Annotated in this window: 19 protein-coding genes; 13 read left to right on the forward strand and 6 right to left on the reverse strand. The window is 71.6% G+C overall.

Annotation, left to right across the window (positions count from 1 at the left end):
- Positions 1-138: 138 nt before the first annotated feature.
- From J2S22_RS28600 to J2S22_RS28630, 7 genes are all read left to right on the forward strand, one after another.
- Entirely contained in the window at positions 139-795 is a 657-nt protein-coding gene (locus J2S22_RS28600) for a TetR/AcrR family transcriptional regulator (RefSeq protein WP_272779165.1), read from the forward strand.
- On the forward strand, positions 792-1715 hold the full coding sequence (gene paaX / locus J2S22_RS28605) for a phenylacetic acid degradation operon negative regulatory protein PaaX (RefSeq protein ID WP_272779166.1): 924 nt from the start codon (positions 792-794) through the stop codon (positions 1713-1715). Before J2S22_RS28600 ends, paaX begins: the two co-directional genes overlap by 4 nt.
- Before the next feature lie 241 nt (positions 1716-1956).
- On the forward strand, positions 1957-3135 hold the full coding sequence (locus J2S22_RS28610) for an ABC transporter substrate-binding protein (RefSeq protein ID WP_272779167.1): 1179 nt from the start codon (positions 1957-1959) through the stop codon (positions 3133-3135).
- 132 nt (positions 3136-3267) lie between these two features.
- On the forward strand, positions 3268-4140 hold the full coding sequence (locus tag J2S22_RS28615) for a branched-chain amino acid ABC transporter permease (RefSeq protein WP_272779168.1): 873 nt from the start codon (positions 3268-3270) through the stop codon (positions 4138-4140).
- On the forward strand, positions 4140-5087 hold the full coding sequence (locus J2S22_RS28620) for a branched-chain amino acid ABC transporter permease (RefSeq protein ID WP_272779169.1): 948 nt from the start codon (positions 4140-4142) through the stop codon (positions 5085-5087). The genes J2S22_RS28615 and J2S22_RS28620 overlap by 1 nt, the downstream gene beginning before the upstream one ends.
- A complete protein-coding gene (locus J2S22_RS28625; protein WP_272779170.1) occupies positions 5084-5872 on the forward strand; it encodes an ABC transporter ATP-binding protein in 789 nt (262 codons plus the stop codon). Before J2S22_RS28620 ends, J2S22_RS28625 begins: the two co-directional genes overlap by 4 nt.
- A complete protein-coding gene (locus J2S22_RS28630) occupies positions 5859-6560 on the forward strand; it encodes an ABC transporter ATP-binding protein (protein WP_272779171.1) in 702 nt (233 codons plus the stop codon). Before J2S22_RS28625 ends, J2S22_RS28630 begins: the two co-directional genes overlap by 14 nt.
- Positions 6561-6680: 120 nt before the next feature.
- On the opposite strand, the gene J2S22_RS28635 is transcribed toward J2S22_RS28630, so the two are convergent.
- Complete coding sequence (locus tag J2S22_RS28635) at positions 6681-7139, reverse strand: MEKHLA domain-containing protein (protein ID WP_272779172.1); 459 nt, start codon at positions 7137-7139, stop codon at positions 6681-6683.
- 87 nt (positions 7140-7226) lie between these two features.
- Between J2S22_RS28635 and J2S22_RS28640 the strand changes: the two genes are divergently transcribed.
- Complete coding sequence (locus tag J2S22_RS28640) at positions 7227-7967, forward strand: GNAT family N-acetyltransferase (RefSeq protein ID WP_272779173.1); 741 nt, start codon at positions 7227-7229, stop codon at positions 7965-7967.
- On the opposite strand, the gene phnC is transcribed toward J2S22_RS28640, so the two are convergent.
- The 4 genes from phnC to phnF all read right to left on the reverse strand — a co-directional run bounded on the left by phnC (position 7952) and on the right by phnF (position 11526).
- Positions 7952-8788, reverse strand: a complete 837-nt coding sequence (phnC, locus tag J2S22_RS28645) for a phosphonate ABC transporter ATP-binding protein (RefSeq protein WP_272779174.1) — start codon at positions 8786-8788, stop codon at positions 7952-7954. The two genes, J2S22_RS28640 and phnC, sit on opposite strands and share 16 nt — an antisense overlap.
- Before the next feature lie 10 nt (positions 8789-8798).
- Entirely contained in the window at positions 8799-9620 is an 822-nt protein-coding gene (gene phnE / locus J2S22_RS28650; RefSeq protein WP_272779175.1) for a phosphonate ABC transporter, permease protein PhnE, read from the reverse strand.
- A 137-nt stretch (positions 9621-9757) separates the two neighbouring features.
- Positions 9758-10633 (reverse strand): phosphate/phosphite/phosphonate ABC transporter substrate-binding protein, encoded by an 876-nt coding sequence (gene phnD / locus J2S22_RS28655; protein WP_272779176.1) that lies wholly within the window; start codon positions 10631-10633, stop codon positions 9758-9760.
- Positions 10634-10782: 149 nt separating this feature from the next.
- Entirely contained in the window at positions 10783-11526 is a 744-nt protein-coding gene (phnF, locus tag J2S22_RS28660) for a phosphonate metabolism transcriptional regulator PhnF (protein WP_272779177.1), read from the reverse strand.
- Positions 11527-11841: 315 nt separating this feature from the next.
- Here phnF and J2S22_RS28665 point away from each other — a divergent pair, with 315 nt between their 5' ends.
- The 3 genes from J2S22_RS28665 to J2S22_RS28675 all read left to right on the forward strand — a co-directional run bounded on the left by J2S22_RS28665 (position 11842) and on the right by J2S22_RS28675 (position 15587).
- Entirely contained in the window at positions 11842-12618 is a 777-nt protein-coding gene (locus J2S22_RS28665; RefSeq protein ID WP_272779178.1) for a TetR/AcrR family transcriptional regulator, read from the forward strand.
- A 19-nt stretch (positions 12619-12637) separates the two neighbouring features.
- The gene (locus tag J2S22_RS28670; RefSeq protein WP_272779179.1) at positions 12638-13609 is read left to right on the forward strand and encodes a Bug family tripartite tricarboxylate transporter substrate binding protein; all 972 of its coding nucleotides are present in this window, start codon (positions 12638-12640) and stop codon (positions 13607-13609) included.
- Between the two features lie 223 nt (positions 13610-13832).
- Positions 13833-15587, forward strand: coding sequence for a CocE/NonD family hydrolase (locus J2S22_RS28675; RefSeq protein ID WP_272779180.1), 1755 nt, complete (start codon positions 13833-13835; stop codon positions 15585-15587).
- Between the two features lie 25 nt (positions 15588-15612).
- Here the strand turns inward: J2S22_RS28675 and J2S22_RS28680 are convergent, their stop codons facing one another.
- Positions 15613-16110 carry a MarR family winged helix-turn-helix transcriptional regulator gene (locus tag J2S22_RS28680; RefSeq protein WP_272779181.1) on the reverse strand — a complete coding sequence of 166 codons (498 nt, stop codon included), beginning with the start codon at positions 16108-16110 and terminating at the stop codon, positions 15613-15615.
- A 378-nt stretch (positions 16111-16488) separates the two neighbouring features.
- Between J2S22_RS28680 and J2S22_RS28685 the strand changes: the two genes are divergently transcribed.
- Both J2S22_RS28685 and J2S22_RS28690 read left to right on the forward strand, forming a co-directional pair.
- Positions 16489-17487 (forward strand): ABC transporter substrate-binding protein, encoded by a 999-nt coding sequence (locus J2S22_RS28685; RefSeq protein ID WP_272779182.1) that lies wholly within the window; start codon positions 16489-16491, stop codon positions 17485-17487.
- Positions 17484-18317, forward strand: a complete 834-nt coding sequence (locus J2S22_RS28690) for an ABC transporter ATP-binding protein (protein ID WP_272779183.1) — start codon at positions 17484-17486, stop codon at positions 18315-18317. Before J2S22_RS28685 ends, J2S22_RS28690 begins: the two co-directional genes overlap by 4 nt.
- Positions 18318-18344 lie beyond the last annotated feature (27 nt).

Genomic DNA, 18344 nt, shown 5'->3' on the forward strand with positions numbered 1-18344 from the left:
ACACTATTGATCGACCAACCGGTTAATGTATTTTCGAGCCAGCCGCGCCGGCCGCGCACACCGCGAGAGCGGCGCCCGGGCGGCGCCCGGACCGCAGCCCACGCTGCGACAATGCGACACAGGGGGGACCCGACCAGGATGGCTCGCACCCGCGCCCAGGACTACGACGCGAAGCGGGGCGCGATCCTGCATCGCGCCGCCGAGCTCTTCGCCCGCCACGGCTATTCCGGCACCTCGATCACCATGATCGCGGAGGCCTGCGGCATGTCCAAGGCGCTGCTCTACCACTACTACCCGGACAAGGAGGCGGTCCTCTTCGACATCCTGTCGGCGCACCTCGCCGAGCTGATCGCGGCCGTCGAGAAGGCGGCGGCGCGGACCGCCGGGGCCGATCCGCAGGAGCGCCTGTTCGCGCTCGCGGCGGCGCTGCTCGACGAGTATCGCGACGCCGACGCCGAGCATCAGGTGCAGATCGCCAATCTCAAGCTCCTGCCGGAGGACAAGCAGGAGCGGCTGCGCGGCATGGAGCGCACGCTGGTCGGCCTGTTCTCCGACGCCATCGCGGCGGCGGTGCCGTCGGTCGGCCGCGGCCCGCTCCTCAAGCCGCTCACCATGTCGCTGTTCGGCATGCTGAACTGGCACTATCTCTGGTTCCGGCCCGGCAAGGGGCTGAGCCGCGAGGAGTATGCGCGGCTGGTCACGCGGCTGCTCGCCGGCGGCGCCGAGGCGGCCGCCGAAGCCGTGGCGGCGCCCGCCGCCGTTCCGGCGCCGGCCCGCCGCGCCCGCGGCGCATGAGCGCCCGCCGTCCGGACGCCGTCGCGCGCGCGCCCGCGGCGCCCGGCCGGAAGCTGCCACGCGCGGCGCTCGGCCCGATCCTCGATCAGCTCCGCCACGAGCCGTCGCGCACCTGGTCGATCATCGTCACGGTCTACGGCGACGCCATCGTGCCGCGCGGCGGCAGCGTGTGGCTCGGCACGCTGCTGATGTTCTTCAGGGAGCTCGGCATCGCCGAGGGCGTCGTGCGCACCGCGATGTCGCGGCTCGCCGCCGACGGCTGGCTGGAGCGCCACAAGGCCGGACGCAACAGCTTCTACCGGCTCGCCGACAAGGGCCGCGAGACCTTCGCGGCGGCGACCCGGCACATCTACGCGGCGCAGCCGCCGGCGTTTACCGGGCATCTCGACCTGGTGCTGCTCGCCAACGGCCCCGGCCGCGACGCGGCGCGCGCGGCGCTCGACGAGGCCGGCTGGGGCTCGCCCTCCGCCGGCGTGTTCGTCGCGCCCGGCTGGCCGCTGCCGGCGGCGGCCCGCGGCGAGCTGATCCTGCAGGCGACCGGGAGCGAGGCGGTGCTGCGCGATCTCGCGGCGCGCAGCTGGCCGCTCGACGCCACCGCCGACGCCTATCACGGCTTCGTCGACACGTTCTCCCCGCTGCGCGCCGCGCTCGCCGCCGGGGCCGTTCCGGACGAGGCCGAGGCGATGGTCGCCCGCGTGCTGCTGATCCACGAGTATCGCCGCATCGTGCTGCGCGATCCGCTGCTGCCGGCGCCGCTGCTGCCCGACGACTGGCCCGGCGCCGCGGCGCGGGCGCTGTGCGCGGCGCTCTACCGTGATCTGCTCGAGCCGTCGGAGCGCTGGCTCGACGCCCACGCGGTCGACGAGACCGGCGCGCCGCTGCGCCGCGGCAAGGACGTGCTGCGCCGCTTCCGCGCCTGACCCGTGCCGGATCGCAGCGTCCCGCGACCAAGGTCGGTCTCGGCGGCGGCGGCCCGCGGCGGTAGAAGACCGTGCGACGAAACGGCTCCCCCGGGCCGCTGACGAAATCATTGACCAATCGTTCGGTTAATCTTACGCTTCGATCCATGCCGCCCCGCCCGCGCCTCTCGCGCAGGCAGCGGCCCGAGAAGGCGGGCCAACCGCCCTCGTCGACATGTCGACCCTTTGGGAGCAACGCCAGATGCCACAGACCGCCGCCCGCCGGGCGCTGCGCGCCGCCGCCGTCATCGCCTCCACCGCCGTCGCCTCGGTCTTCGCCGTCACGCCGGGCCTCGCCGCCGACCCGATCAGGATCGGGTCTGTCGTGTCGGCCACCGGGCCGGCCTCGTTCCTCGGTGATCCCGAGCAGAAGACGCTGAAGCTCTACGTCGAGGCGCTCAACAAGAAGGGCGGCCTGATGGGCCGGCCGGTCGAGCTCGTGCTCTACGACGACGGCGGCGACGCCAACAAGGCGCGCACCTTCGCGACGCGCCTCGTCGAGGACGACAAGGTCGTCGCCATGGTGGGCGGCACCACCACGGGCACCACCATGGCGATGATCCCGGTGTTCGAGGACGCCAAGATCCCGTTCGTCTCGCTCGCCGGGGCGATCGAGATCGTCGAGCCGGTGCGCGCCTTCGTGTTCAAGACGCCGCACACCGACAAGACCGCCTGCCAGAAGATTTTCGAAGACATGAAGTCGCGCGGGATCACGAAGGTCGGCATGATCTCGGGCACCGACGGCTTCGGCAAGTCGATGCGGGCGCAGTGCATGAAGGTGGTCGGCGACTACGGCATCACGGTCGCCGCCGAGGAGAGCTACGGCCCGACCGACGCCGACATGACGCCGCAGCTCAACAAGATCAAGAACACGGCCGGCCTGCAGGCGGTGCTCAACCCCGGCTTCGGCCAGGGCCCGGCGATCGTCACCCGCAACTACGCCCAGCTCGGCATCACGCTGCCGCTCTACCAGTCGCACGGCGTCGCCTCGAAGAGCTTCATCGAGCTCGCCGGTCCCGCCGCCGAGGGCGTGCGCCTGCCGGCGCCGGCGCTGCTGATCGCCGACAAGCTCGCCGAGAACGATCCGCAGAAGAAGGTCGTGATGGAGTACAAGAAGAGCTACGAGAGCGCGACCGGCCAGCCCGTCTCCACCTTCGGCGGCTACGGCTTCGACGGCATCCAGATTCTCGTCCAGGCGATCGAGCGGGCGAAGTCGACCGAGCCCCGGAAGATCCGCGACGCCATCGAGTCCACCAAGGGCTATGTCGGCGCCACCGGCCTCTACACCATGTCGCCGAAGGACCATCTCGGGCTGGGCACCGAGTCGTTTCGCATGCTCGAGATCAAGGGCGGCGATTGGGTGCCGACCGAGACGAAGTGAGCCTCGCCTCGTCGTCATGGCCGGGCTCGTCCCGGCCATCCACGTCTTTTCTGCCGTGCGGCAATGTCGATCGTGGATGCCCGGCACAAGGCCGGGCATGACGAGGCAGAGGGTGCCGCGCCGGGTAAGGTCATGGCCGAATTCCTCCAGCTCGTGTTCTCCGGACTGACGGTCGGGGCCGTCTATGCGCTGGTCGCGCTCGGCTTCACGCTGGTCTACAACGCCTCCGACGTCATCAACTTCGCCCAGGGCGACTTCGTGATGATCGGCGGAATGGGGACGGTGTTCCTGATGGCCGCCGGCCTCGCGCTGCCGGTCGCGGCCTTCATCGCGATCCTGGCCGCCGTGCTGGTCGGCCTGCTCCTGCACCGCCTCGCCATCGAGCCGGCGCGCGGCGCCTCGCCGGTGTCGCTGATCATGATCACCATCGGCGCCTCGATCTTCATCAAGGGCGTCGCCCAGCTCGTCTTCGACAAGCAGTTCCACTCGCTGCCCGCCTTCTCCGGCACCACGCCGATCGCCATCGGCGGCGCGACGCTGCTGCCGCAGAGCTTCTGGGTGATCGGCGGCATGCTGGTCCTGGTGCTCGGGCTGTGGGTCTTCCTCGAGCGCACCCTGATCGGCAAGGCCGTGCTCGCCACCGCCGCCAACCGGCTGGCCGCGAAGCTCGTCGGCATCAACGTCACGGTGGTGCTGGCGCTCGCCTTCGGCCTGTCGGCGGCGATCGGCGCGGTCGGCGGGATTCTCGTCACGCCGATCACGCTGACCCGCTACGACGTCGGCACGCTGTTCGCGCTCAAGGGCTTCGCCGCCGCCATGGTGGGCGGCATGGGCAACCCGATCGGCGCCGTCGTCGGCGGCCTCCTGATCGGCCTCCTGGAGGCGTTCGGGGCCGGCTATCTCTCGTCCACCTACAAGGACGCGGTCGCCTTCGTCGCCATCCTGGTGGTGCTGCTGCTGATGCCCCAGGGCCTGTTCGGCCGCCGTGCCGTGGAGCGGGTGTGATGCTGAAGCGTGTCCTCTCGTCCCGGCTCGCCGTCCTCGTTCTGCTCGCCGCCATCATCGCGGTCGTGCCGGTGCTGGCGCCGTCGTCGTTCTATCTGCGGGTGGCGGCGCTCGTCTGGATCTTCGCGCTCGCCGCGCTGGGGCTCACGATCCTCACCGGCTATGCGGGGCAGGTGAGCCTCGGCCATGCCGGCTTCCTCGGCATCGGCGCCTATGCGGTGGCGGTCGGACCGGCGAAGCTCGGGCTCGATCCGCTGCTGTCGCTGCTGCTCGGCGCGGTGCTGTGCGGGCTCGTCGCTTACGCGGTCGGCCGGCCGATCCTGCGGCTCAAGGGCTACTACCTCGCCATCGCGACGCTCGGCTTCGGTCTCATCGTCGCGCTGGTCCTCACCAGCGAATCGGCCGTCACGGGCGGGCCGGACGGCATGCAGGTGCCCCGCATGGTGCTGTTCGGCTGGCGCGTCTCCGGCGTCTCGACCTGGTACTGGATCACGGGCGGCGCCCTGCTGGTCGGTGCGCTGCTCGCCCTCAACATCCAGGCGAGCCCGAGCGGCCGGGCGCTGCGCGCCCTGCACGACAGCGAGGTGGCGGCGGCCGGCGTCGGCGTCGACGTGGCGAAGAAGAAGCTCGCCGCCTTCGTGCTCAGCGCCGTGTTCGCCGGCGTCGCTGGCAGCCTGCTCGCGCTGATGAACGGCTTCATCACCCCGGACGCCGCCGGCTTCATGCACTCGATCGAGCTGGTCGCGATGGTGATCATCGGCGGCCTCGGCTCGGTCGTCGGCGCGGTGGTCGGCGCCGCCTTCCTGGTGGTGCTGCCGCAGGCCCTCACCGTGCTGCAGGAGTACGAGCAGGCCGTGCTCGGGCTCCTGATCATGGTGTTCATGATCCTGCTGCCGGCCGGCATCGTGCCGTCGCTGCGCCGCCTTCTCCTGGAGCGCGCCGCATGACCATCCTGCAGGTCGAGGACCTCGGCATCACGTTCGGCGGCCTGCGCGCCGTCGACGGCGTCTCGTTCCAGGTGTCGCTCGGCGAGGTCTTCTCCATCATCGGCCCGAACGGGGCCGGCAAGACGACGCTGTTCAACCTGGTCACCGGCATCTACCGGGCCGGCCGCGGCCGCATCGTGCTCGCCGGCGAGGACGTGACCCGCGTCGCGCCGCACCTGCTGGTCCGCCGCGGCATGGCCCGCACCTTCCAGAACCTGCAGATCTTCTTCCGCATGACGGCGCTGGAGAACGTGATGGTCGGCAACCATCTCGCCGAGCGCACCTCGTTCCTCGCCGATCTGCTCTCGCTGCCCTCCGTCGCGCGGCAGAATGTCCGCACGCGGGCGCGCGCGATGGAGCTTCTGGAGCGCGTCGGCCTCGCGCACCATGCGGACACGACCGCGGGCGATCTGCCCTACGGTGTGCTGAAAAGGCTGGAGATCGCCCGCGCGCTCGCCGCCGATCCCAAGGTCCTGCTGCTCGACGAGCCGGCCGCCGGCTGCAACGCGGTGGAGACCGAGGCGATCGACCGGCTGATCGGCCAGATCGCGCGGGACGGCGTCGCCGTGGTGCTGATCGAGCACGACATGAAGCTGGTGATGAAGATCTCCGATCGCGTGCTGGTGCTGGCGCACGGCAGGCGGCTCGCCGAGGGGCCGCCGCGCCAGGTGCGCAGCGATCCCGCCGTCATCGCGGCGTATCTGGGCGAGCACGGCGCCAGGGAGGCGGATCGTGCTCACGGTTGACGGACTCTCCTCGGCCTATGGCCGCATCGAGGTGCTGCACGGCGTCTCGCTCGACGTGTCGGCGGGCGAGATCGTCGCCCTGGTCGGCTCCAACGGCGCCGGCAAGACGACGCTCCTGCGCACCCTCTCCGGCGTGCAGCCGGCGACCGGCGGCCGCATCCTGTTCGACGGCGAGGACATCGGGCGGCTGCCGCCGCACGCGCGGGTGGTGCGCGGCATCGTCCAGTCGCCCGAAGGCCGCCAGGTGTTCGGGCCGCTCTCGGTCGAGGACAATCTGCGCCTCGGGGCCTTCCGCCGCTGGGACGACACCGTGAAGGCGCGGCTGGAGGCCGTGTACGCCATGTTCCCGGTGCTGTCCGAGCGGCGGCGCACCGCGGCGTCGAGCCTGTCGGGCGGCCAGCAGCAGATGCTCGCCATCGGCCGCGCCCTGATGGCGCAGCCCAAGCTGCTGCTGCTCGACGAGCCCTCGCTCGGCCTCGCGCCGCTGCTGGTCGACCAGATCCTCGCCGCCGTGGTCGACCTGAAGTCGCGCGGCATCACGGTGCTGCTGGTCGAGCAGAACGCCTCCGCCGCGCTCGCCATCGCCGACCGCGGCTACGTGCTGGAGGTCGGCCACGTCGTCCACGAAGGCGCAGGCGCCGCGCTGCTGCAGGACCCGAAGGTGCGGGCGGCGTATCTGGGGGTGTGATGGCATCCGGTCATTCCGGGACGGCGCGCAGCGCCGGACCCGGAATCCAGCCACCAATTCGGAGTTCGCCGCTGGATTCCGGGTTCGCGGCTCCGCCGCGCCCCGGAATGACGGAACACATCACACATCCGTCCATCGCGAAAACACCGCGGCGGTGCCGCGCAGGATGCCGGTCTCGTCGAGGAGCTGCCAGACGAGCCCGTCCTCGATCCAGAACTTCGCGCCGGACCCCTTCACCCGCAGGCCGCGATAGCCGGCGACGTAGCCGTGCGCCGCGACGGCGTCGAGGAAGCGCTGGCGCTCCTCGCGCTCCGGCGCCTCGGCGGAGAGGCGCGACGGCAGGCCGACGAACGTGTCCCAGGGGTATTCGAAGCGGCGCTGCGCCGCCACGTTGGCGTAGACGAAGCGCGGATCGGCCGCGGTGTCGTGGGCGACGCAGACGAACGGCGCCTCGCCGTAGAGCCACGCCGCGTCCGTGCCGGCGGGCACCAGCGGGCGGCCGACGAGGCGGGCGAAGCTGCCGGTCAGCAGCGCGAAGAAGCTCGGGTCGGTGCGGAGATCGGCGGCGGCGTCGGGCATCGGGCACTCGTTCGGGTGATGTCGGGCGCGTGGTATACGGGAATCGGCGGCGCGGAAAGTCTCCGCCGGCCGCGCGAAGGTGTCCGCATGTCCCTCGATCGTCCCTCCGAGTCCGAGCCCGCGGGCCTGCCGGTCGGCGAGCCGGTCGATGCCACCCCGGCGAAGCGGCCGGGCGGAATGCCGCTCGTCGGCCGATCGGTCGCGGTGGTGCCGTTCGACATGGACGCCCATGCCGCCGACCTCTACGCCGCCACCCACGGCCCGGAGCGCGAGCGCCTGTGGTTCTATCTTTCGGTCGGGCCGTTCGCGGCGCGCGCCGACTTCGATGCCTATCTGGAGCGCTTCCTGGCCGGGAGCGACCCGGTGCTCTACGCCATCGTCGACCGGGCCAGCGGCCGGGCCGTCGGCCATGCGACCTATCTGCGCATCGAGCCGGCGCATCGCAGCGTCGAGGTCGGCCACATCCTGTTCTCGCCGGCGCTCGCCCGCACCGCGGCCGCCACCGAAGCCATGGCGCTGATGATGCGGCACGCCTTCGACGACCTCGGCTACCGCCGCTTCGAGTGGAAGTGCAACGCCCTCAACGCGCCGTCGCGCCGCGCCGCCGAGCGGCTCGGCTTCACGTTCGAGGGCGTCTTCCGCCGCCACCTGATTCACAAGGGCCGCAGCCGCGACACGGCCTGGTACGCCGTCACGGACGAGGAGTGGCCCTCCCGCCGGGCCGCGTTCGAGGCATGGCTGGCGCCCGACAACTTCCGCGCCGACGGCACGCAGAGGCGCAGCCTCGCGGAGCTGCGGCGCAGCTTCGCGGATCAGGCGGCGCCGTAGACCCGCGTGAACGCCGCGGCGTCGAAGTCCCGGGCCGGCGTGTCGAGCACCAGCCGGCCGGCGCGCAGCGCGACGATGCGGTCGGCACAGTCGCGGGCGAAGTCGACCTGGTGGAGCGCGCACAGGACCCCGATGCGATGCTCGCGGGCGATGTCGCGCAGCACGCCGATCACGTTGGCGGCGGAGCTCGGATCAAGGCTCGATACCGGCTCGTCGGCGAGCACGACGCGCGACTGCTGGGCCAGCACCCGGGCGATGGCGACGCGCTGCTGCTGGCCGCCGGAAAGCGAGTCGGCGCGCTGATAGGCCTTGTCGAGGAGGCCCACCCGGTCGAGCGCGGCCAGCGCGATCTGCCGGTCCTCGTCGGGGAACAGGCGGGTGGCGACGCGCCACGTCGCCACGTGACCGAGCCGGCCGGCCAGCACGTTGTCGAGCGCCGAGAGCCGGCCGATCAGGTTGAACTGCTGGAAGATGAGGCCGATCCGGCGGCGCACCTCGCGCAGCGCCCGGCCGCGCAGCGCGTCGACCCGGGTGCCCAGCACGGCGACATGCCCGCTGTCGGCGGTGACCAGCCGGGTGAGGCAGCGGAACACGGTGGACTTGCCGGCGCCGGACGGGCCGACCAGGGCGACGAGCTCGCCGGGGCGCACCGCGAACGACACGTCGTCGAGCGCCGTCGTCTCGCGATAGCGCTTGCAGACCCGCTCCAGAGTCAGAGCGGGCGGCTCGGTGCGGGCTTCGGCGCGAGGCCCGGCCGTGGAGGGGCGCAGCGTCTCCTCCAGCGGCACGGCGTCTAGCGGCAGGTGCAGATGCGCGGTCATGATCCTCTCCTCAGACGAGCCGGCGGCGCAGCCACGCCGAGAGCTGGTCGATCACCGTCACCATGATCAGCACGATGACCGAGAGCGTGAGCAGCTTCTGGAAGTCGAGCAGGTCGATGGCGGCCTTGATCTCGATGCCGATGCCGCCGGCGCCGACGATGCCGAGGATGGTCGAGGTGCGCACGTTCGCCTCCCAGACGTAGAGCGACACCGAGGCGAGGTTCGGCAGCACCGAGGGCAGCATCGCGTAGGTGACGATCTTGGTGCGGCTGGCGCCCGACATGGCGGCCGCCTCCAGCGGCGCGCCCGGGATGGTCTCGATCGCCTCCGCATAGAGCTTGGTGATCACGCCGACCGAGTGGACGATCATGCCCAGCACGCCGGCGAACGGGCCGAGCCCGACCGCGGTGACGAACAGCAGCGCGAACACCACCGTGTCGATCGCCCGGAACGTGTTGACGAGCCAGCGCACCGGGAAGGACAGCACGGGCGAGGGCGTGACGTTGCGGGCGACGAAGACGGCGAGCGGGAAGGCGATCAGGGTGGCGGCGACCGTGCCCACCGTGGCGATCGCCACCGTCTCGACGGCCCGCCAGGAGAACACGTCGAGATCGTCGAGATAGGGCGGCCAGCCCTTCGCGGCCCATTCGATCAGCCGCGGGAAGCCGCGCATCAGCGCCGCCGGGTTCACCTCGGCGAGCTTCAGGCAGGCGACGAAGGCGGCAGCGAGCAGGAGCCCGAACAGCACCTTCGCCGCGACGGCGCGCGAGAACGGATCGAGCCGCGGCTCGACGTAGCGGCCATCGGCGGCGCGGACGGGGAGGTCGGTCAAGGCAGGGACTCCTGGATTGGTCATTCCGGGCCGGCGCAACGCGCCGGACCCGGAATCCAGCCCCGGTGACGGTGTCTGCCGCTGGATTCCGGGTTCGCGAGCGTTCGGCTCGCGCCCCGGACCGAGTGTCAGACGAGCTACGACGCCTTCAGCACGCCGAGGTCGCGGCCCATCTTCTCCAGGACCTCGTAGGGCTTGTGCTCGCCCGGGACGAAGCCGGTGTAGGGCCAGGGCAGCAGCTTCTTCTGCTCGTCGGTCAGGCCCACCAGCGCATCGCGCAGGGCCACGCGCATCTCCTCGGGGAAGCTGCGGCGCACCGCCACCACCTCGTTCGGCAGCGGGTCGGACTGCCACACCACCGTGTTCGAATCCGGCTTGATGGTGCCGTTGCGGATCATGGTGTTGCGGTGGATGTCCCAGCCGGTGGCGAGGTCGACCTGGCCGTTGGCGGCGGCGACCTGGGCGGCGGCCGCCGAGGCGCCCTCGGCGTAGCGGCCGAAGAAGGTCTTGGGCTCGAGGCCGCGCTGGCGGAACCAGTGCGTCGGCACCATCCAGCCGGTGGTCGAGCCGACGTCGAGCATCTGCATCGACAGTCCGCGAGCGCCCTCCGGCCAGTTGTCGATCTTCAGGCCCGGACGGGCGACGATCACGGCCCGGTAGGTCGGCTCGCCGTTCACCAGCATGGTGCAGGCGATGCGCGCCTCGCCCTTGGCGCGGGCCAGCACGTAGCCCCACGGGCCCATCTGGGTGGCGTCGATCTGCTCGCTCGCCAGCGCCACCGAGATGCCGGCCCAGTCGTTGGCCACCGTGAGATCGAGGCCGACGCCCATGCGGTCGGCGACGATGCGGTAGATCGGCTCCCACACCTTCCGGGTCTCGGCCTGGGTCGCCTGCTGGGGCGCGAGGCCGATCTTGATGGTCTGGCGCGACTGGCCCCACACGGCGGGAGCGGCCAGCGTGGCGCCGGCGGCGGCCGTGGCGGCGGTGGCGAGGAAGCGGCGGCGGTGCATCATGGGTCGGCGTCTCCGGTCAGCGGGGCCGGAGCGGCGGAGGGCCGGGGGCCGGAAGGCCCCGCGGTGCGCCGTCGTCCGGGCGACTTGTCTAGGCTAAGTGGACAAGCTGACGGGGATGTGACACGGCGCGTCCGACGCGGTGCCGCCGCTCACGGGCTGTCGATGCGGAAGCGCAGGCGCCCGTTGGGGACCACGGCGGCGCCGAACAGGATCGGCGTGCCGTCGCGCCCGGCATCGACATAGCTCATCACCATGACGGGCGTGTCGGCGGCGACCGCGAGCGCCCGCGCCTCGTCGGCGCGCGGCAGCCGGCAGTCGATCCAGGTCTTGGCCCGGAAGAACTCGGGGTGGCCGAACTCGGCGAGCGCCGGCGTGTAGCTGTGCAGCCGTCGGAACGCAGCGTCGATGCCGGCGAAGCGGGCATTGTCGAACACGTGGTAGCAGTAGGCCGAGACGCCCGGCCCGGCCCGCCGCAGCGTCTCGACGACCAGCAGCTCGGCGCCCGGCGCGAGCGCCAGCAGGCCGGCGAGCTCGGCATTGGCGGTGCGTACCGAGGAGCGCAGCAGCTTCCCGTCCGGGTTCGCGGCCAGACGCTGCTCGAACTCGCTCCACTTCGACTCGCGCGTCACCGCGTACTCGACCGGCCGGCGCGCCACGAAGACGCCCTTGCCCTGGTGCGAGACGACGAGCCCTTCCTCGGCGAGCCGCGCCAGCGCCACCCGGACCGTGTGCCGGTGCACCCCATAGGCGGCCGCCAGCTCCGCCTCGGACGGCAGCCGGTCGCCGGGACCCCAGAAACCCGTGCGGATCTCGAAGGTGAGGTCGATCTCGATCTGCCGCCATACCGGGACCGGCGCCCCCCGGCGAACGCGACGGCGCGGCAGAGACTCCATGGCCGCCCTCCTGCTGCGGGCGCCTTGTGGCACGGAATCACGTGGCGGGAAAAGGGCGGCCGCCGAGGCGACGAACGCGCCGCGGCCGCGCGGGGGCGGCGCCGTCACGGCACGTCAGTCAGTTGACTGACTGACGACCTTGTGATCGACTGCCGGCAACGAGAGGCCCTCGGCGGTGATCGAGTCTCGGACGGGGCGAGACCGCCAGGAGCCCGGGAGGATGCGACGATGCCCCGCGCCGGCAAGACGGCATCGCGGACACGGCTCGCGCCGTCCGGCCGCGGACGCCCCGCATCCCCGGCGGCGCCCGCCGCCGTGCGGACCGATCCGCCGCGGACCGGTGACGCCGTCGGCGAGGCGGACGCGCCGCGCGGCGCCGCCGGCGAGGATGCCGGCACGCGGGCACGCATTCTCGACGCCGCCGAGGCGCTGTTCGCCGAGCACGGCTTCGACGCCGTGCCGGTGCGCGAGATCACGGCGGTGGCCGGCGTCAACGGCGCGGCGATCTTCTATCACTTCGGCCGCAAGGAGGATCTGCTCGCCGCCGTGCTGGAGCGCCGGGCCGCGCCGCTCGGCGCCGAGCGCCTGCGCCGCCTCGACGCTCTGCTCGACGGGCCGGCCGAGGCGATGACGCTGGAAACCCTGATCGACGCCTATCTGGCGCCCGGCCTCACCATCGGGTTCGAGTCGCCGGACGCACGCATCCGCTTCGGCCGCCTGCGCGGCCGCATCACGGCCGACAGCGGCGATCCGCGCGTGCAGGAGATTCTCCGCCGGCACTATCGCGAGCCCGGCCGGCGCTTCCTCGCCGGCGTCGCCCGCCTGCTGCCGGCGCTGTCGCCGCAGGATCTGCAGTGGCGCTATCACGTGATGATCGGCACCCTGATCCACCTGCTGGCGAAGCCCGGCCGGGTGCAGGCCGTGGCCGACGAGCCGCCCGAGACGACCTACGACCCCGGCGACATGGCGACGGCCCAGCGCGTGCTGGTGCCGCTGCTCGCCGCCGTGTTCCGTGCCCCGCCCACGCTCGGCGACGCGGCCGCCGCGCCGCGCCGCTCCCGCCGCAACGACAAAAAAGACTCACAACCCTGAACCCCCCGGGAGGGTCCCCATGCCCAGGACTGTGCTCCGCGCGGCCGCCGCCGCGCTCGCGATGCTGCTCGCCTCCGTGTCCGCGGACGTCGCCCGCGCCGAGTATCCCGACAAGATCATCCGGATCATCAACCCGTTCCCGCCCGGCGTCTCGACCGACGTGCTGGCGCGCGGGCTCGCCCAGAAGCTGACCGAGTATCTCGGACAGTCGGTGATCGTCGAGAGCCGTCCGGGCGCCAACGGCATCCTCGCCTCGACCACGGTCGCCAAGTCGGAGCCGGACGGCTACACGATGCTGCTGACGACGGGCTCGCACGTCGCCAATCCGATCGTGCAGAAGCACGTCCAGTACGATCCGGTGAAGGACTTCGCTCCGGTGACGCTGCTGGCGCAGTCCTATGGCCTCGCGCTCGTCTCCAACCTGCCGGCCAGGACCACGGCCGACATCGTCGCGCTCGCCAGGCAGAAGCCGGGGGCGCTGACCTACGCGACGTCCGGGGTCGGCAACCTCACGCATGTCGCCGGCCGCCTGTTCGAGGCGCGGGCCGGCATCACCATGACGGCCGTGCCCTACAACACGCCGGCCCTGATGAGCGACGTGATCGGCGGCACCGTCTCGATGACCTTCGTCTCCACCGTGACGGCGGTGCCGCTGGTCAAGGCCGGCACGGTCAAGGCCTTCGCCATCACGGGCGCGCGCCGCACGCCGGCGCTGCCCGACACGCCGACCATGCAGGAGGAGGGCTTCAAGGACTACGAGCTGCTCGGCTGGTTCGGCGTGCTGTTCCCGGCCGGCACCCCGAAGGACCGGGTCGAGCGCATGCATCGCGAGATCGCCCGCGCCCTGCAGACGCCGGAGCTCAAGAAGCTGATCGAGGACTCCGGCCTCTACGTGGACGGCGCCGGGCCGGACGCCTTCACGACCTTCCTGAAGAACGACTTCGCCCATCAGGACCGGCTGATGGGCGAGCTCGGGCTGAAGGCGCAGTGAGGCCTCGAAGCGCCCGGATGACCGCTCGTTCCCGCGCAAGCGGGAATCCAGGAGCCCTACGTCGTGCCGCCCGTCGTGTGGCCCCCGGGTCCCCGCCTTCGCGGGGACGAGCGGAGGAGGGTGGTGTGCCCGCGCGATGTCTGGCGGTGGATCCGCGTCTCACATTGGACCGAACGAGCCGGTGCGGTCGACATCCGGAATGACAGAGTCGAGAGAACCAGAAATGACCGAAGACACCCTGGCCGAACCGGCCGCCGCAGGCCCCGTCGAGACCGTGGTCGAGACCGTCACGACGGCGCGCGGCCCGACCATGATCTTCGAGAAGGACGTGCCGGTGCCGGTCGGCGACGGGCTGGTGCTGCGCGCCAACGTCTTCCGGCCGGACCGCGAAGGACGCTTCCCGGTCGTGATGGCACACGGCCTCTACGGCAAGGACGTGCACTTCGCCGACGGCTTCGCGCCGCAGTGGGAGCGGCTGAACACGCTGCATCCGGATCTGTTCACGACCGGCACCAGCGGCCGCTTTCTGCGGTGGGAGACGGTCGATCCCGAGGTGTGGGTGCCGGACGGCTTCGTGGTGATCCAGGTCGACTCGCGCGGCTCCGGAAAGTCGCCCGGCTATCTCGATCCGCGCTCGCCGCGCGAGATCCAGGACTATCACGACGCCATCGAATGGGCCGGCACGCAGCCGTGGTCGAACGGCAAGGTCGGGCTGATCGGCATCTCCTACTACGCCTTCACCCAGTGGGCCGTGGCGGCGCTGCAGCCGAGGCACCTCGCCGCCATCGTGCCGTGGGAGGGGTTCCTCGACTACTATCGCGACGCCTACCGGCACGGCGGCATCTTCAGCAACGGCTTCACCACCGCGTGGTGGCCGCGCCAGGTGCTGGTCAACCAGCACGGCAACGGCGAGACGCGCTACCGCGACCGCGACACCGGCCGGCCCAACACCGGCCCGGCGCTGCCGGCCGCGATGCTGGAGGGCAACCGCACCGACTATGTCGGCGAGTTCCTGCGCCATCCGCTGCGCGACGCGTGGTACCGCGAGCGCGCGCCCGATCCGGCCCGCATCACCGTGCCGCTGCTCTCCGCCGGCAACTGGGGCGGGCCGGGGCTGCATCTGCGCGGCAACATCGACGGCTTCCTCGGCGCCGCCTCGGCGCAGAAGTGGCTCTCGGTGCACGACGGCACCCATTTCGAGAGCTTCTACCTGCCCGACTACGTCGCCCTGCAGAAGCGTTTCTTCGACCGCTTCCTGAAGGGCGAGCGCAACGGCTTCGACGACGAGCCGCGGGTGCGGCTGTCGATCCGCTCGCCGCACGGCGCGGTGCGCCGCGACGAGCACGAGTTCCCGCTCGCCCGCACGCGCTGGACCCGGATGCATCTCGACGCCGCGAGCCGTGCGCTGACGCCGGAGCCGCCGTCCGTCGAGAGCGCCGTCTCCTACGATGCGCAGGGCGACGGCGTCGACTTCTCCACGGCGCCGTTCGAGACCGAGACCGAGATCACCGGCTTCGTCTCGGCGCGGTTGTGGGTCGCCTCCTCGACCACCGACATGGACATGTTCGCGGTGCTGCGCGCCTTCGCGCCCGACGGCAGCGAGGTGGTGTTCGACGGTGCCCACGAGAAGACGCCGCCGAGCCGCGGCTGGCTGCGCGCCTCGCACCGCAGGCTCGATCCGGCACGGTCGCGGCCGTGGCGGCCCGTGCACGCCCACGAGGCGATCGAGCCGCTGACGCCCGGCGAGCCGGTCGCGGTCGACGTCGAGATCTGGCCGACCAGCCTGGTGCTGCCGAAGGGCTATCGGCTGGTGCTGACCCTGATGGGGCGCGACTTCGAGTATCCGGGCGTGCCGGGGCGCATGCGCCACGACCACCCGCAGGATCGCGGCGGGCCGGAGTTCGCCGGCACCTGCACGATCCTCACCGGCGGCGCCCGCGACTCCGCGCTGCTGCTGCCCGTGATCCCGCCGCGCTGACCGAGCGGAGCGGGGCCGCGCCGGTTCAGGTCGACGATCCCGTTCCGATCATCTTGCGCAGCAGATAGACGAGGGCGACGCGCTCGACCGGCTCGAGCCCGCCCATGGTGAGCTCGGTGATGTGGTGGGCGCTCGGCACCATGCGGTCGAGCGTCGCGGCGCCCTGCGGGGTGAGATGGACGATCACCTTGCGGCGGTCGCCGCCGTCGTCTTCGATCTCGACCAGGCCGCGCGCCTTCAGCCGCTCGATGATGCCCCGGATGGTGCCCTGGTCGACCGCGGTGGCGCGCACCAGCTCGCTCTGCGAGCTCGGGCCGCGCTCGCGCAGCGTGCACAGCGTGACGAACTGGACCGCGGTGAGCCCGGGATCGGCGGTGTTCTGCTGGAAGATCGCGACGTGGCGCTGATAGGCCCGGCGGAGCAGATGGCCGACCTGCTCGCGGAAATCGTAGGGCGGACGCGCCGCGCCGCCGCCGCGCTTCCGGCGCGGCGCGTGCTGCGGTGCGGAGCCCCTGGCGGTCATGCGGCGGGTCTGCTCCCGTAGTCTGGTTCGGAACGACGTGGCGGTTTCCGCAACCGGCCGCCGGCGCGATCTTTGTATGACATCCGGCGCGAGCGACGCGCCGCCGCAGGCGTTTCCATCGTTGGTCGCCACCGAGAATAGTGTACACACTCTGCTTCGCACAAGGCGGTTCGACTTGCCGGGATGAGCGAATTTCGGTCGCGTTGCTTTCGGCGACGCCACGCACTGCACAAATTATGAAAGTCGCGCGGCGATATTCCGGTTGGTCGGCGGACCGCGCCTCGTTATAGTGCGTACACTGTACCGGCTTTTCCACGCGACGCAGTTCGGGGGCCGTCCGGCCCGTCCGAAGCAACCCCCATCGTGAAGGGATCGGCGATGTCGTTCCAGCAGTCACTTCGAGCGTTCGTCTCGGGAGCCCTGGTGTCGGGGGCGATGCTCTCCGCCGCCGTGCCGTTCGCCGCGCCGGCGGCCGCCGACGAGATCTCGGTGACGCAGTGGGGCACCAGCATGTACGGCGCGCCCTACGCGGTGGCGATGGCCGAGGGGCTGTTCAAGAAGGCCGGCGTCGACATCACCTCGATCATCGGCTCGGGCGGCGGCGGCACCACGGTGCGCAACCTGCTGGCCAGCGACACGCCCTACGGCGACGTGGCGATCGCCGCGGCGCTGGCGGCGCAGCGCCAGGGGCTCGACGTGATCATCGTCAACACCGGCACCCGCAGCGTCGCCGAGGCGTCGCTGGTGACGATGCCGGATTCGCCGATCAAGTCGCTCAAGGATCTCGAAGGCAAGAAGGTCGCCATCACGTCGCCCAAGGGCGTCTCCGAGATGCTGCTCCTGATGGCGCTGAAGCAGGAGGGCGTCGACGCCTCCAAGGTCGAGCGCGTCGCCTCCGGCGGCTACGTCAACGGGCTGACCATGCTGGAGCAGGGGGCGGTCGCGGCCGCGGCGCTGATCGAGCCGCTGTCCATCATGCGCGCGTCGAAGTACCGGACGGTCGCGAACTACGGCAAGATCCTGCCGCCGATGACCACCTCGGTCGGCATCACGACACGCGCCTTCGCGCAGAAGAATCCCGCCAAGCTGAAGGCGATCATCGCCGGGCGCGCCGCCGGCGTCGAGGCGCTCTACGCCGACCCGGCCAAGGCGGCCGAGATCGTCGGCAAGGCGTTCAAGCTCGAGCCGGCGATCGCCAAGGTCGCCGTCGACAACATGCTGGCGCCGGCCATGTGGAGCACCGGCGAGTTCAACCGGGCCGAGCTCGACCGCACCGTCGAGGGGCTGCGCCTGATCGGCCAGATCGACGGCCCGGTCGACTGGTCGAAGCTGCTCGATCCCTCGTTCCTGCCGGCCTCGATCAAGGACAGGAAATGACCGTCGCGGCGCTCGCCGAGGTCGCCGACGTGTCCGCCGTCGAGGACCGTCACGTCCGGCTCGCCGGCGTCACCCGGGTGTTCGGCAGGCCCGGCACGCCGAAGAGCGTGCACGCGCTCGGGCCGATCGACCTCGACCTGCGCCGCGGCGAGTTCTTCTCCGTCGTCGGTCCGTCCGGCTGCGGCAAGTCCACGCTGCTCGACGTGCTGGCCGGCCTCTCGAAGCCCACCGAGGGAACGGCCGAGTTCGAGGGGCGGCCGATCGACGGCGTCCCGGCGGGTGTCGGCGTCGTGTTCCAGGAGGACGCCTCGTTCCCCTGGCTCACCGTCGCCGACAACGTCGCCTTCGGGCTGCGCCGCGCCGGCGTCGACGCGGCCGAGATCGCCCGGCGGGTCGACTACGCGGTCGGCTTCATGGGCCTCAAGGCCTTCGCCGGCGCCTATCCGGCGCAGCTCTCCGGCGGCATGCGCCAGCGCGTCTGCATCGCCCGCACGCTGGTGATGCAGCCGCGCCTGATCCTGCTCGACGAGCCGTTCGGCGCGCTCGACCAGCAGACCCGCCTGCTGATGGGCGACGAGCTGCTGCGGCTGTGGCGCGAGACGTCGGCGACCGTGCTGCTGATCACCCACGCGCTCGACGAGGCGGCGATGCTGTCCGACCGGGTCGGCGTCATGTCGGCGCGCCCCGGTGTGTTCATCGACGTGGTCGAGACCGGCTGGGAGGTCGAGCGCGACAGCCGCATCGTCTCGCATCACCGCTTCGGCGACATCACCGGCCGCCTGTGGGAGAAGCTGCGCACCGAGTCCCTCAAGCATCTGCGCGACGGGTGAGCGGCGATGGGGATGCTCACGCTGGCC

It is taken from the genome of Rhodoplanes tepidamans (assembly GCF_030813915.1).
In the GTDB taxonomy this organism is placed as follows: Bacteria; Pseudomonadota; Alphaproteobacteria; order Rhizobiales; family Xanthobacteraceae; genus Rhodoplanes; species Rhodoplanes tepidamans.